11 protein-coding genes and 1 tRNA gene are annotated in these 15,478 nt (G+C 35.9%); 2 read left to right on the forward strand and 10 right to left on the reverse strand.

Annotated elements, in window-relative coordinates; genetic code table 11:
* Positions 1-48 precede the first annotated feature (48 nt).
* Complete coding sequence (locus ABC346_RS00825) at positions 49-2,028, forward strand: acetoacetate--CoA ligase (RefSeq protein WP_413233086.1); 1,980 nt, start codon at positions 49-51, stop codon at positions 2,026-2,028.
* A 70-nt stretch (positions 2,029-2,098) separates the two neighbouring features.
* On the opposite strand, the gene ABC346_RS00830 is transcribed toward ABC346_RS00825, so the two are convergent.
* From ABC346_RS00830 to ABC346_RS00855, 6 genes are all read right to left on the reverse strand, one after another.
* On the reverse strand, positions 2,099-2,584 hold the full coding sequence (locus ABC346_RS00830) for a GNAT family N-acetyltransferase (RefSeq protein WP_413233087.1): 486 nt from the start codon (positions 2,582-2,584) through the stop codon (positions 2,099-2,101).
* A 19-nt stretch (positions 2,585-2,603) separates the two neighbouring features.
* Positions 2,604-3,347, reverse strand: a complete 744-nt coding sequence (locus ABC346_RS00835) for a DUF4097 family beta strand repeat-containing protein (protein ID WP_413233088.1) — start codon at positions 3,345-3,347, stop codon at positions 2,604-2,606.
* A gap of 28 nt (positions 3,348-3,375) precedes the next feature.
* On the reverse strand, positions 3,376-4,218 hold the full coding sequence (locus ABC346_RS00840; RefSeq protein WP_413233089.1) for a DUF4097 family beta strand repeat-containing protein: 843 nt from the start codon (positions 4,216-4,218) through the stop codon (positions 3,376-3,378).
* Between the two features lie 517 nt (positions 4,219-4,735).
* Positions 4,736-6,172: a sodium/pantothenate symporter gene (gene panF / locus ABC346_RS00845; RefSeq protein WP_413233090.1), complete on the reverse strand. Its 1,437-nt coding sequence runs from the start codon at positions 6,170-6,172 to the stop codon at positions 4,736-4,738.
* Between the two features lie 45 nt (positions 6,173-6,217).
* The gene (locus ABC346_RS00850) at positions 6,218-6,502 is read right to left on the reverse strand and encodes a YhdT family protein (protein WP_413233091.1); all 285 of its coding nucleotides are present in this window, start codon (positions 6,500-6,502) and stop codon (positions 6,218-6,220) included.
* Between the two features lie 125 nt (positions 6,503-6,627).
* Positions 6,628-10,356 (reverse strand): 5'-nucleotidase C-terminal domain-containing protein, encoded by a 3,729-nt coding sequence (locus tag ABC346_RS00855; protein ID WP_413233092.1) that lies wholly within the window; start codon positions 10,354-10,356, stop codon positions 6,628-6,630.
* Positions 10,357-10,590: 234 nt separating this feature from the next.
* Between ABC346_RS00855 and ABC346_RS00860 the strand changes: the two genes are divergently transcribed.
* Positions 10,591-10,663 (forward strand) — tRNA-Ala (locus ABC346_RS00860).
* Between the two features lie 300 nt (positions 10,664-10,963).
* On the opposite strand, the gene ABC346_RS00865 is transcribed toward ABC346_RS00860, so the two are convergent.
* The 4 genes from ABC346_RS00865 to rhaB form a co-directional block, all read right to left on the reverse strand.
* Positions 10,964-11,737, reverse strand: a complete 774-nt coding sequence (locus ABC346_RS00865; protein ID WP_413233093.1) for a DeoR/GlpR family DNA-binding transcription regulator — start codon at positions 11,735-11,737, stop codon at positions 10,964-10,966.
* 155 nt (positions 11,738-11,892) lie between these two features.
* On the reverse strand, positions 11,893-12,729 hold the full coding sequence (gene rhaD / locus ABC346_RS00870; RefSeq protein ID WP_413236490.1) for a rhamnulose-1-phosphate aldolase: 837 nt from the start codon (positions 12,727-12,729) through the stop codon (positions 11,893-11,895).
* Positions 12,730-12,764: 35 nt separating this feature from the next.
* A complete protein-coding gene (rhaA, locus tag ABC346_RS00875; protein ID WP_413233094.1) occupies positions 12,765-14,018 on the reverse strand; it encodes an L-rhamnose isomerase in 1,254 nt (417 codons plus the stop codon).
* Positions 14,019-14,020: 2 nt separating this feature from the next.
* Positions 14,021-15,436, reverse strand: a complete 1,416-nt coding sequence (gene rhaB, locus ABC346_RS00880; protein ID WP_413233095.1) for a rhamnulokinase — start codon at positions 15,434-15,436, stop codon at positions 14,021-14,023.
* Positions 15,437-15,478 lie beyond the last annotated feature (42 nt).

The following is a 15,478-nucleotide window of genomic DNA, read 5'->3' on the forward strand; positions in this document are numbered from 1 at the left end:
TTCATATAATAGGATATAAAGAGAATAGAGTTAAAGGGGGAAGAGATTATGAAAGTAGAAGAAGGTACTTTATTATGGGAACCGAGCGAGCAACAAATTAAACAATCAAATATGTATGCATATCAGCAATGGTTAGCAGAAAAAAAACAGCTTCATTTCGAGGATTATGCTTCTCTATGGAAATGGTCAGTAGATGATATTACATCATTCTGGGAAACGATATGGGAATACTTTAATGTAATTTCTCACCGCCCCTATCAACATGTATTATCGAGTACAACGATGCCTGGAACCAGGTGGTTTAAAGAAGCAAAAGTCAACTATGCAGAACATGTTTTTAAGCATAAAGATAATTCTAATCCTGCCATCATACATGCTTCAGAGACACGAGAAATGCAAGAAATATCTTGGAAACAGCTTTATCAAGATACGGCTGCTCTTCAACGAACACTTGTAAATTTTGGAGTAACAAAAGGAGACCGAGTAGTTAGCTATGCACCTAATATTTATGAAACTGTTGTCGCGTTTTTGGCAACTTCTAGTCTCGGAGCAATCTGGTCCAGTGCTTCTCCTGACTTTGGAAAACAAAGTGTTATTGAACGTTTTCAGCAAATTGAACCTAAAGTTATGATTACCGTAGATGGCTATCAGTATGGCGGTAAATCTTATAATAGAATGGCTATTATCGAAGAAATTCAAGCAACATTACCTTCTTTAAAAGCAACAATTGCGATTCCTTATTTGCATTCCGATACAGATTTTTCTAATTTAAAACAACCAATAACATGGAGTGATGCGGTTCACTCTAATAAACCTTTAGAACTAACTTTTACACCAGTCGGCTTCAACGATCCGTTATGGGTACTTTATTCATCTGGTACAACAGGAAAACCGAAAGCAATCGTACATAGCCAAGGTGGGATGTTACTCGAGCATCTAAAAGCCACTCACTTACATGTCGATTTAGACCAAGATTCTCGGTTTTTCTGGTTTACTACGACAGGATGGATGATGTGGAATTTTCTTGTTGGCGGGCTCCTAACTGGTAGTTGTATTATTTTATATGATGGAAGTCCAACCTATCCAGATGAACGTTTCTTATGGAAGTTTGCTGAGGATACAAAGATGACTGTATTTGGAACAAGTGCCAGTTTCTTAACCTCATCGATGAAGAAGGATATTCATCCAGGAGAAGAATTCGATCTTTCTGCTTTGAAAAATATAAGTTCGACAGGATCCCCGTTACCTCCTGAAGGGTTTCAATGGTGTTATTCTCATGTGAAGAAAGATATTTGGGTATCTTCTGTGAGTGGCGGAACCGATGTTTGCACGGCCTTCTTACTTGGCTCTCCAACTTTACCAGTTTATGCAGGAGAATTGCAGTGTAGCGGACTAGGAGCTAAAGTAGAGAGTTTTGATCGAGATAGAAATTCTTTAGTTAATGAAATTGGCGAGTTAGTACTAACAAAACCATTTCCATGTATGCCAATCTTCTTCTGGAATGACGATGATGGTATGCGAATGTATCATAGTTATTTTGATACTTATCGTGGAGTTTGGTGTCATGGTGATTATATAAAAATCACGGAAAAAGGTACTTCTATTATCTATGGACGTTCGGATGCAACAATAAATCGTGGAGGAATTCGTATTGGTACAAGTGAAATCTATCGAGCTATTGATCAAATTGAAGAAGTAGAAGATAGTTTAATGATAGATTTGCCTCAATCAAATGGAGATTCAATAACTCCTTTGTTTGTAGTGATGAAAGATAGTAAGCCTTTTACAGAAGAAGTAAAGCAATCTATTAAAAATAACTTGCGAACTCACTGTTCACCAAGACATGTGCCCACTCATATGTTTGAAGTCGAAGAATTGCCTAAAACACTAAATGGTAAAAAAATTGAAGTTCCTATTAAAAAAATATTAATGGGCGCAAGTATCGAGCAAGTTATGAATAAAGGATCACTTATCAACGAAAATGCTATCGAATATTTTATTAACTTAGCCAAAGAGTGGAATAAATAAGGTATACGACGCTGGGACAATGAGTAGATTTAGCTTAAAAGACGAACAATTTTTATTCCAGCGTCTATTTTCATTCTTGTAGATTCTTTAATATCTTACTCATCTGATAATTTATCAGCATCACGTTATCTATATATACTTCTTGTTTTTGTATGATAGAGAATCCACATTGTTTGAAGAATGGTTTAGCAGTGATACTAGCATTCGTATAAAGGTTTTCTATATTATAATGTCTCGCATCATCTTCGATACTATTATATAATCGCTTTGCTATTCCTTGTCGCTGATAGTCTTTATGCACAAATAAACGATTAAGATAGCCGTCCTTTTCCAAATCAATAAATCCAACAATGACATTATCCATCAAGGCTACATAAGTAATATTTTGATTCAGGGAGTGATACCAACTGTCTTGCTTTTGCTGCTTGTTTGAGCTCTTTGCCCATGCATGCAATTGTTCTTTTGTATAATCTTGTTTATTAACAGCATGAACGGTTTCATAAAACAAATCGATTAACTCAACTGTATCACTCGCTCTATACTTACGAATAATCATAACATCCTCCCTAACTCGATTACGAATTACCAACTGTTTCTGACTCTTTATGCACCTTAATGTTTCCAACACCGGTCTCAGCAGTTATACCATACTCTTCTTCCCCTTGTATTATACTCGTATTTCCAATTGCAGAACCAGGATCCGACCATCCATTTTTTATTACTTTTCCAATACCTGTCGATAAATCTAATTTAACTTTAGAATCTTTTTCTAAGGCTATATTTATATTACCTACCCCACTATTTAAATTTGTATTTCCTTTTAGATCTTTCGTAGAAATAGATCCAGTCCCTGTTTGAGCATCAAGATTTATTGCATGTATATGTTGAAGTTGTATATTGCCCGCACCAACATGAATGTCCAGATCATTTGCCTCAACCTTTTCACAATGGACTCCACCTGAACCTAAATGTATACTAAATTCGCCGATTATAAGTTCATTGAATCTTATATGACCAACACCATTGTTTATGGACCCAGCTAAAATAAATTCATGAGGTAATTTAATCTTTAATTTATAGTCTTCGGTTCTTCTTATAATTTTGGTTTTATGTTCTAAATGAATAGATAATACCCCTTCTTGAACATGAATATCCCACAATGGTTTATTGATCTTTTGTGTATAAGTAAGTTCAATATCGTTTCCTTCATATGGCTCTACTGTTATATTTGATACCGAAATATTTATCTGTATCTCTTCTACTTCATTACGCTTTATTAATTTTGTAATTAGCTCCATTTCTCCCTTTCTTCCTTTCATATCAATCGCTCCTTTTGTAATTTTGTTACTATCGTAAGATCTGCTTCAACACCACTTCACCTGATCCACTGGTTAAAGCTAATAGGTACTCTGCTTTACCAAAATCTTTTTGAATTTTTTTGCCGGATACATGTTCCGAATCGGTTGTAATAGTTCCACTACCAGTTTGTAATTCACATCTTATATTTGGTTGTTTATCTAATACTACTTCTATTTTTCCGCTTCCAACTTTCATCTTTGTATTCCCTTCGAAATTTTCCAAAAACAGATCTCCTGATCCTCCATCTGAGATCATTTCTTTATATCGAACATGATTATATGTTACACACCCGGACCCTATGTTGGTAATGATTGTATTACATATCAGACCTACTAATTCAATATCTCCAGATCCTCCTATTAGTTGAAGATTTTTCCCATTAAAGTGATTGATATTTACATCACCTGATCCAACTTCTATTAAGGCATTTTGTGCTTTAAGACCTTTGGCTGTAAAGTTTCCAGACCCCACTTTCGTCGTAATATTTCCAACGATCTGTTCGTTAAAATTAACACTTCCCGAATCTGCTTCAACATTCCAGTCTATGATATTTTGTTCTGGAACATATAAATCTATTTTAATCGTTTGAGTGAATCGAAAATGTAGTCTTCTTATTCCTGGTTTTATAGTAAGGCGTAGTTGATCTTGGTTTTCTTCTACAATCCAATATGGTCCATCTTCAATGGAGGTTAAAAATAAAGAGATATGATTTTCCTTATGTGTATATACATTCACGTTTGCCCATCCAGATTGAATAATAATTGATTTTATATGATTATTTGTAATCTTTCTTTGTTCATTTACTTGCTTTGGTGATTTATAAAATAACATTATGATACCTCCTTAATAAGGATTATAACGAATATTTTAAAAATAACGAACCTCTAAAGATGGATTTATCCTACGACTTAAGTCTGATAAAATTTGTCATCCGGTAATGCTTTTTCACGCACTCCGACTTTTCTCTTAACCAGAACAAAAACACAAGCGTCGTTTAGAAACGTAGTGAGTGCGTCCACTGTTTTTTAAAGGGATCGACTAAGGTAGATCATCCTTTTTTAATTAGATAAAGGTATCACAGTGAGGTGACGAAGCGATGATAACTTTGACCGTAAGAGTATGAATGCGACTATGCCTTATAAAGAATCCACTTGAAAAGTGTTCTTCTTTTCAAGTTAGCTGAAGCCGTGCCTGCGGAAAGCGTCCGTCTGCAATGAAAATTTAAATAGAGACCAATTTCACACAAAATATCTTATTATAAATTTGATTTACCTAATAAAAAGTATCGCTCATTTTGAGCGATACTTAGAAGTTAGTGTAGCAAATATTAAAGGGAGATTGGATCCATTTAACTCATTTGTGATATTGGGTGTTGTTTGGATAAACTACCCATAATATAAGCTACTAACGCTATAGCGATCGACGTTACAACCGAATGCATTCCGAATGGTTGTGGAAAGAAAGTCTCAAAAATAATGTAACTTGACACACCTGTTACCATCGAAGCTATTGCACCATATTTATTACCTCTCCTCCAATATAATCCCAGGACAATTGGCCAAATAAATGCTGCTTCCAAGCCACCCATCGAGAAAAGATTTAACCAAATAATCAAATCAGGTGGTTGGAGTGACATAACTAATACGATAATTCCAATAAGAGCAGTCACTCCCATACTCAAACCACGCACTTTTTTATCTGTAGCATCTTTTTCAATATAATTTAAATACACATCCTTGATAATTGTGGAACTAACCATTAACAACAATGAATTAACTGTTGTCATGATCGCTGCCATTGGTGCTGCCAGTACAATCCCAGCTAGCCATCCAGGAAGAACTTCTTGGGCGAGTATAGGCATTACGGTATCCCCTACTTCAATTCCAGGTATAACTGGTCTACCAAGCACACCGATTAAGTGCATATTTAACATAATAAATCCGACGACAATCGTACTAATAATAATGCCTCGATGAAGGGAGCGTGAGTTTTTATATGACATTGCTCGTACTGCAATTTGGGGGAGTGCGACGACACCAACACCAACTAATATCCAAAAGGAAGAAACAAACGCAGGTGTTAATCCACCATCTGCACCATAAGGTGTTATAAGATTCACATTCTCCGCACGTAGATCATCCATAATTTGTGGAACTCCTCCACCTGCAACAATTACAGCAATTAACAATATTAATGTACCTACAAACATAATAATTCCTTGAATTCCATCGGTAATTGCCACTGCTCGAAACCCGCCGATAATGACATAGATAAGTACTGCGGCAGAAAAGATAAATAATGCAGAAAGATAAGACATACCAGTGAGCGATTGAATTAACCTCCCCCCGCCTATCCATTGAGCTGACATTGCAGAAAATAAGAATATCAGTATACTGAATGAAGATAATAAAACAACCCATTTGGATTGATATCTTTCTTTTAAAAAATCTACAATAGTTACTGCTTTATATTTGCGTGTAACAATTGCAAAACGTTTCCCCAATACCATTAATACAAAATAACCTGTAGCTAATTGAGTCATAGATAAAAGAACCCAACCTAGACCTTCATTATAAGCAGTTCCAGGCCCGCTAAGAAAACTACTCGCACTACCATAAGTAGTTACAAGTGTCATTGCTAATATAAAGCCACCTAAACTCCTACCACCAAGGAAATATTCTTGAACGAAAGAATCTGTATTCCGTACAAATTTACTTGACCACATTCCAACTAAAAATATGATAAAAATTAATAAGAATAATGGTATAACTGCTTCCCAATTCATTACATTTTTCTCCTCGCTTTAAACCCATTGATCCGGTATTCGATATTAAGGTTGATTTTCCTCTTCATCATCAAGTGGTATATCTTTAAAAAAGAATTTAACTGCTATTACGGTCAATACGACCATTATAATAAATCCAAGAATACAGCTATAAAAAAACCAAGCTGGAAATCCAAATATATACGAATAATCCTCTGGGTCTCCACTGCCCAATCCATAAGCAAAACCGAACCACCAAATAAAATTAAATATAACTAAACCGACTCCAATTAAAGCTTCTCTATTTGCTACGTTAAACCTTGCATCTATTGTCTGTTTTTGCTTTATCATTTTTCAATCTCCTACCTTAAAATAGAAAACTACTATAATAACTATAAGGTAACTAATATCGACTTGTAAACATGAAAAACCTGTAGAGAAATAAACCATTCTCTACAGGTCTATTTGATTTTTAGTTATTTCATTAATAAGACTAACAGTGTTCTTAGTTTCTCTTCTGCCATATTAAATGTCTTTGTTTCTTCCCCATTCTTAATATGAAGTGTAACTTCCTTATTTTTTAATATATATACTTGAGGAAGTGTCAATATCAGCATACGTAATCTACTTTCATTTGAAATATCGATTAATACATCTGATCCATCTTCTACAAACAAAAGATCTCTAGTTCGAACAACTGCTAATAATCCTCTATCTGGTATAGCTTCAATAATATGATCTGGTTCACCTGGTTCTTCGGGTTCGCCCGGCTCTTCTGGTTCACCTGGTTCTTCATCTGTTTGTGTAATTCTTCCTTCTGCTTCATATACAATTGGATTTTCTTCTGAGCTATTCATCGCTTGGATAAATTCGACTGTAGCATCAATATCTTCAGGACCCATAGTCGGATTTTCTCCCAGGTCTTTAATCGGCCCTTCCGAAGTTCCCATATAGTTATTAACTGTTAATATATACGTTTCTTCTAGATCAATTGGTGTACCGTCAGGGAAAGTAACATTAATTACTTCTCCTAATTCTGGATTCCACGTATAATGCAATCCACTTACACTATAATCGGGACCATATTCAGGATGAATTTGTTCATTTAATATCTCATAAATATCACTACCTGTAACTTCCACCGTCATTAATGTATTACCGAATGGTTGTATATTGTATAAATCTCCCCAAGTGACATCACCTGCTAGGAGATCATCTCGTATCCCTCCACCGTTCATAAAGGCAAAATCACTATCCATTGCTTCGTTCATACCATCAGCTATTAGATTTCCTAATCCATGATCGCCATCATTTGTATAATCGCCAGTTAAGTCTTGCGCATTATAACCAACCACTTCGTTTATAATCGGGGCAATTTCTTCTGCATATTTATCTAAAATTGCAGTGATTTCTGCATCTGGTGTATAATCACTTTGTTTTACATAAACAATTTCAGCTTCTTTTTCTATAATATCACCGGATTCACGATCTAAAACTAATTGCACATCCGCAAATGCTTTTCCATATTCATTTGCTTGGATAATTAATTTATCATCCACTAATACATTATTTTCCACGTGATTATGACCAGCAAAGATCACATCAACAGCGTCATTTACATTTCGTGCTAAATCAGCAGCAGCACCTGTTGCATCATCGCCATTTTGGTATGCCGGCATATGCGCTAACACGATAATTGCTTCTACGCCTTGACTCGTTAATTCTTCCGCTGCATTATTTACAGCTTCTGTTTCATCGGTAAACTCCACATTTTCCAATGAAGAAGGCATAACCATATTGACCGTTTCTTGGGTATTTACTCCAATAAATCCAATTTGTTCACCATCTATTTCTTCAATAGTATACGGTGGTAAGAAAGTTTCACCAGTATCTTCATAAACACAATTCGCACAAAGAGATGGAAAATCCATACCTTCATAGCCTTCCGTTCCTTTTCCTTCTGGGTGATCGCCACCTTCAATCATTCTTAGTAGCTCTGGTAAACCTTCATCAAATTCATGATTTCCGACAGTACCAACATCAAAACCCATAGCATTCATAATTTCTACCGTTGGTTCATCCTGTAATAAACCTGAAACTGGAGAACTTCCCCCTATCATATCTCCTGCATGAACAAGCATCGAATGTTCATTTCCTTCTTGACGCTCTTTTATTGCAGCAGCGGTATAATCCATTCTTCCATATAATTCAGATTCACCAGTTCCCTCTAAATCTAGCATATATTCCTGGTCTATCTTCCCATGTAAATCATTCATACTAATAAGCTGCAAATCTATCGTGTCCTCAGAAGGCTCTTCTCCACCACCACTAACCGGTGTATATCCATATGATTCAGCCTCTTCTGGACTTGAGAAGAAAATACGATGCTCTACTGGGACATCTGCCCAATTATCTGGTACTACATATTGCATCGTATCGGAGTTTCCAACATATCGTTGGAATCCTTTTTGATCGTCATTTGCACGAAAAACAAATGGCAATTCTAAAAGTGGATCTTCCGGATTCCAAATTCCTAGCTCAGCATCCTTTGCTTCTTTAACTGCTTGTTGATACTCCGGATAAGCTTCTTCATCAATTGGTGCAATGAAATACGTAGATGCGTATCCCGCTTCTACCATTTCTAAATTTACATTTAAACCATCATCTTTACGGATAACTTCTGCTAGAATTCTTCCATAGTCATCTGTAGGTTCATCTCCGACTTTTAGATAAATCTCATCACCTGGTTGAATCAGTTCCCCTATATAATCCGTTGCTAAATCTCCATAATACTTCTGGTTATTATTAATTTCTTCACGTGCAGGATCATCATTATGAGCAGCATAGGTTTCTGCCGTATCCATATTTACAAATCGCACACGCTTTTCACCAAAAACAGGTTCCGCTACACGGATGGTATCACCATCTGTCACACTTTCCACTGTAGTCTCATAATACCCTTCAGAAGAAGGCGGTTCTGGCTGTTCATCCGCTACTTGAATATCTGCTTGCTCCGTAGGAATTAATTGATACGTATTATATTGGCTTACGATAGCGGTAATATCATACCAAGTATTCGGTTCTACTTCAGAAATATCAAGTGCATTTTCCATGACACGAAGCGTCGTTCCATTAAAATCTGCATCGGTAACTGTAATATTATATCCGCCACCTGCAGGACTATCTGGAATGGATCGAATATAACCATTGACTTGAACTCGCTGCCCTTCTAGTGATTCGGCCAATTCTCCATCTTGTAATTCCTCTAAAGTTATCGTTTGTGCTTCTGGTAAGTCCAAACCAGAATCTATAACTTCTAATGAATTCGGTATAATTTCTTTTAATCCATTATAGGTAGCAAGTTCTCCTGTAACGACAACTTTGTCACCCTTTGTAACATCAGTGATTTCACCTTGTTCAAAAGCAAATAGATTAATACCAGCCGTCTCGTCTTGGATATATGTAGTAAATTGGCTGCCATTACTAATTGCTTGGTTATCAGCTGTAACAATCCCCTCTACGGTAACCACTTCTCCATCTGGAAGATCACGAACATCGGAAATAGGTAATTGCTCCGGGTCTGGTTCTCCGGGTTTCTCTGGTTCACCTGGCTCCTCTGGTACTCCATCTATAGTATGAGAACCTATATATGCAAATGTATTTTGACCGTATTCTGTCCAATCTTCTACATTAAATGTTGTATTTGGAGCAATAATTGACGCATTTCTTACTAAAGTAACATCTTGACCAAAATTGGTTCTTTCCCCAATTTCACCGATAACATCTAGTTTCTCTCCATTATTTAATAGAGCTATTGCATCATCACCGTTAAAATTAATCACAGAACCATTTGTTACATCAGCTTGATCTAAGATTGCCTGATCTGCACTCGGATGTGCTAGAACAAGAACATCACCATTAGCCAAAGTACCTGATAGTGATAAAGACTGACTAGCAGAAGAAGCTCCATTACTATATAATTCTAAGGAATAATTCGATAAATCCACAGCTTCTCCTGTACCATTAAAGATTTCAATCGCTTTATTGAACGAAGATCCTTCCACATATTCTGAAAGAATTAAATCTTCTGCGACCGTATCTACAGTTGTAGCACTTTCAGCAGATACTGATAATGCTGGTGTAACATTCATCATAATTAGTGCAAAGATCATCAACATACTAAACGATCTCTTTACCCGTCTCATATTTTCCCTCCGTTACCATTTTTTAATACGATTGTATTTATTTCGACATAAACAATCGTTTCTCTTTAAATATTGCACAAAAATTCTCCCTATTCCATTGCTTTTTTGTAAAAAGAGTGTAAATTCAGAACTATTATCCTATAAAAAGAGGAAAACAGTAGTATAGACTTGTTTTCCTATATGAAATATAGTTATATTGCAATAGATTTATAGAGTAGATATACTTTCCTTAACGGGGCATTAGCTCAGCTGGGAGAGCGCTTCACTGGCAGTGAAGAGGTCAGCGGTTCGAGCCCGCTATGCTCCATCGAACAAAAGCGCAAGCGCCCGTTTATCACCGTATGTCCTGCGCCCCTGTTTTTCAAGGGGTGGTTCGACTGGTCGAACTTCTTTATTTCTTTGAGATAAAGGAAACACGATAAGCGTATGCGAATCGATGTTGACTTATCGTAAGGAGGTCTCCGGAAGGAAAATAGGTGATGGGCGCTGAAGCTGGACGTGGCTATTTACTTAGTTGTTTATCCACAGCTCCAAAATTTTATAATTTCCTAGACCACAAAAAAACAGCCGCACTTCTTTAGTGACGGCTGTTTTTATAATTTGTTAATTATTCATCATTCTGTACTTCCGTTACACGGATTCCTTTTTCTTTTAACAGTTGTATCATTGTTTGGTCTGCCTTGCTGTCGGTAACCAAATGATGTGCAACTTCAATTTGATCTATTTTTGAAAAAGCAGTCTTACCAAATTTACTATAATCTATCATTAAATAAATTGAATCAGCACTATCAATCATTTTCTTCTTAATTCTAGCCTGTTGTTCGTCTGATTCACTAATTCCTCTCTCTAAATGCAGACCTTTACAAGAAATAAATGCCTTATCAAGATGATAACTATCAAATGAGGCCTCAGCTAAAGGTCCAGCGTAAGAGAGTGATTTGGACAGAAGCGTTCCACCGGTTGAAATGACGTTAATTTGGTGTTTGTTACTTAGTTCCATTGCAACTTTTATGGAGTTAGTCATCACGGTTAAAGGTAAGTCAGGTAATGCTTTTGCCATATACCAAGCAGTTGTACTAGCATCTAAAATGATTTTATCCCCTTCATAAACATGTTTAATGGCTTCTATCGCTATTTTTTGTTTTTCACGTACATTCATAATTTCTCGTTGTGAATAAGGAATTTCTAAAGAATCATTTGGATGTAAGCTAACTGCTCCCCCATGGCTACGCGCTAACTTATTCTCTTTTTCTAGTTTTTCTAAATCTCTTCGAATCGTCTCTTCTGTAACAGCAAATAATTTACTCATATCAGAAACTCGAACACTCTTCTTTTCATTCACTAATTCAACTATTTTGTGATGTCTTTCTGCTACAAGCATCTAACCACTTCCTTCTTCTTACCTTTAACATATTCTCTGACTAGCATATCATATTTTTAATATATTTTACCCATTTTCTATTAAGTTCAACTAGCATGGAAAGAACAAGCACATGTATTTCTACTGCTTCGTTCTTTCATAATTGCATCAGCTTTTTAAGAAAAATATTTTTTAGGTGGATTCACCTGGAAAGCTTCTGCTAAATCTTTCAGCTGCTGATCAGTAATTACTTGTTTTACACCGTCTGGATGTGCGTTTACAAGATTATAGACTTTTGCAGCCTTCTCCACCGTTTCGATTAATCCAAACACTTGGTCAATAGACTCTCCCGCACCAAATATTCCATGATGTGGCCAAATTGCTAAACGAAATTCATTCATTTTTTCCGCAGTAGCCTTCCCAATTTCCGAAGTTCCAGGAACCATCCAAGGAAGTATTCCTACTCCTTCAGGGAATACTACTAAGCATTCCGTACACATCTGCCATAATGTACGAGTAAATGGAACCTCATCTAATTCATGTGTAAACGTCATTGCAATTAAGTTTGTCGCATGTGTGTGCATAATAACTCGATGACTCGGATCATGTTTCAACCGAATGATGTGACTCATAAAGTGAGATGCTAATTCACTTGTCGGTCTTCCGCCATCACTTAATCCCCATAAAAGTTCAACAGATTCTCCGTCACTAGTTACGCGTAATATAGCTAAACATTCTTCTGGATTCTCTATGATCTTTCGGAAGAATTTACCCGACCCAGTCACAAGAAAATATTGATTCGCTAACTCGTTTACCGGAAAATCTAACGAGATAGTTCGTTTTATTTGGTTCAAATCAAGGTAACTTTTTACTTCATCTTCCTTTAAAAGATAGCTGATGTTACCTCCATTAAGCTCATCCCATCCAAGTTTCCACATATCATATGTTGTATTCATCATTTCTTTCATAAAAGGTGCTTCTAACACATCTTGTTGTGTAATTTCTTGTGTCATCATTCTCTTCCTTTCCACATTATATCCACCTAAACTTATCGCTTAGATAACACTTCTTTTTCATATTCTTTTACATATTTTAACCATGTCTCTCCAACTGGTACATTCATGGATTCACAATAGTAATCCCATATAGCTCCAAATGGGTATGTTTTTAATTCTTCCATAATCGCTAAACGCTCTGTGAAATTACCTTCTTCTTGTAACTGTTTTAAGTGCTCGTTCGGTGTTAATAACGCATATAATAATGACTTAATCATATTACGAGTGCCGATTGTCCAAGCCGCGATTCGGTTAATACTTGCATCAAAGAAATCGAGTCCGATTCTTACTTTATCTAAAGCATCATTTCGGACAATTTCCAAGCCAATTTCACGCAATTCATCATCTAATATAACAACATGATCACTATCCCAACGAACTGGCCTAGATACATGTAAAGCTAATTCATCACTATATAATAGCATCGATGAAATTTTATTAGATACCATTTCTGTAGGATGATAATGTCCTGTATCTAATAGACATAATTTATCGTTTTTCAATGCATAGCCCATATAAAACTCATGTGAACCTACTACATATGCTTCAGATCCTATTCCAAATAGTTTGCTCTCTACTGCATCCACGTTAAATTTCTTATCTATTTCCTCTTCAAAGATCTGGTTTAGTGAATCTTCCAGACGTTTTCTCGGTGTCAGACGATCACTAGGTATATCTTTATATCCATCTGGAATCCAGATGTTTGTTAATGCAGAAGTCCCTAACTCTTTCCCCATGTACGCTGCGATTTTCCGGCTGGCAATCGTATGACGAATCCAAAAATCTCGAATTTCTTTATTTGGATGGGCTAACGTTAACCCATCATCTGCTTTCGGATGAGAAAATAATGTTGGATTGAAGTCGAGACCCAATCCATTTTCTTTTGCCCATTGTACCCAGTTCTCAAAATGCTTAGGCTCAATTTCATCTCGTTCCACAACTTCACAATTTGTTTCTGCATAGATCGCATGTAGATTAATTCGGTGCTTACCAGGAATAAGTGATAAAGCTTTATCAAGGTCATTTCGTAATTCTTCTGGTGTAGTTGCTTTACCAGGGTAATTTCCAGTTACATCAATACCACCTGATAATTCCTGTTGATTGACTTCAAATCCTGTAACATCATCACCTTGCCAACAATGAATAGAGATAGGAATTTGTTTTAGCTTTTCTAAAGCATCTTCAACATTAACTCCCCATTTTTCATATTGTTTTTTCGCTTGTTCATAATTTTGTTTTACGTCCATATTTACCCCTCCATGGTTACTTTCGTATAGGTATTTAAATCAAATGATGCTTTAATTATTTGTCTAGCTTGTTGAATATCATCTATTTGATTGATTGCCATCATTTGCACAATTAAGTTTCCAATAGCTGTAGCCTCAGATAAACCAGCAATCACTGTTTTTCTTGTTGTATCTGCAATTAATTGATTTAACATTTGATTTTGGGATCCTCCACCAATAACATGAATGGTCGGAAATTCGATTTCATAAATTTCTTCAATTTGAGAGATTGCCTGTTGATAGCTAACTGCTAAACTATTAAATACACATTTAGCCACTTCACTTGGCGATTGTGGTATAGCTTGGTTGGTTTCCTTACAATATGCTTTTATTTCCTCAATCATATTTTCTGGTTTTAAGAAGCGATTATCATCCACATCGACAATAGAACCAAAAGACTCTTCTTTTGCCATTGCTGCAAAATCGGCAAAGTCATATTCTTCATTAAAGTTTCTCTTCACTTCTTGAATCATCCATAACCCCATGATGTTTTTCAAAAAACGAAAGCGATAATTCGCTCCGCCTTCATTCGTAAAATTATAATCTAGTGCCTTGGTTATACAGATTGGAAAATGATTTTCCACCCCAATCAAAGACCAGGTTCCTGAGCTAATATATAGCGTATTTTTTTGTTCAGGGACAGCTACAACTGCTGAACCAGTATCATGTGTTGCAGGTAAGATAATATTAAAATCAACACCTAATTCTTCTTGAAGTTCTGGGCGAAGATTACCTATTACTGACTCTGGAGGTTGGATATCCATAAACATGTTCGAATTAAACCCTAACTGTTTAATTAAATCGATATCCCATTTTTTCGTGAATGCATTAACTAATTGAGTCGTGGTTGCATTGGTATATTCATTAACTTTTTTCCCTGTAAGGAGGAAGTTCAAATAATCTGGTATCATTAGAAAACTTGTTGCTTTCTCCATCAACTCAGGGTTGCTATTTTTTAAAGCTTGTAATTGATAAATCGTATTAAATTTTTGGAACTGAATACCTGTTTCTAAATAGAGACGTTCTTTACTTATTTGAGCGAAGACTTCCTCCATCATTCCATCTGTTCGTGGGTCTCGATAAGAAACTGCATCCGTTAATCGATCGTCATTTTCATCTAACAAAACAAAATCAACAGCCCACGTATCAATTCCTAGACTTATAGGCTGGTACCCTTTATCAGCCGCCGATTTAATCCCTGTTAATATTTCCTGATAAATTCGATCGATATCCCAACAAAAATAGTTATTCACTTCAATTAAAGTATTATCAAAACGATGAACTTCATCTAATAGTAATTTTCCATTTTGTAAGTATCCAGCGATAACTCTGCCACTGGAAGCTCCTATATCTACCGCTAAGTTGCATTGTTGTTGCATCTAATTCACCATCCTTGAATCAATAGAACGCTACTATCATTC

This window comes from Oceanobacillus phoenicis, assembly GCF_047238145.1.
Classification (GTDB): domain Bacteria; phylum Bacillota; class Bacilli; order Bacillales; family Amphibacillaceae; genus Oceanobacillus.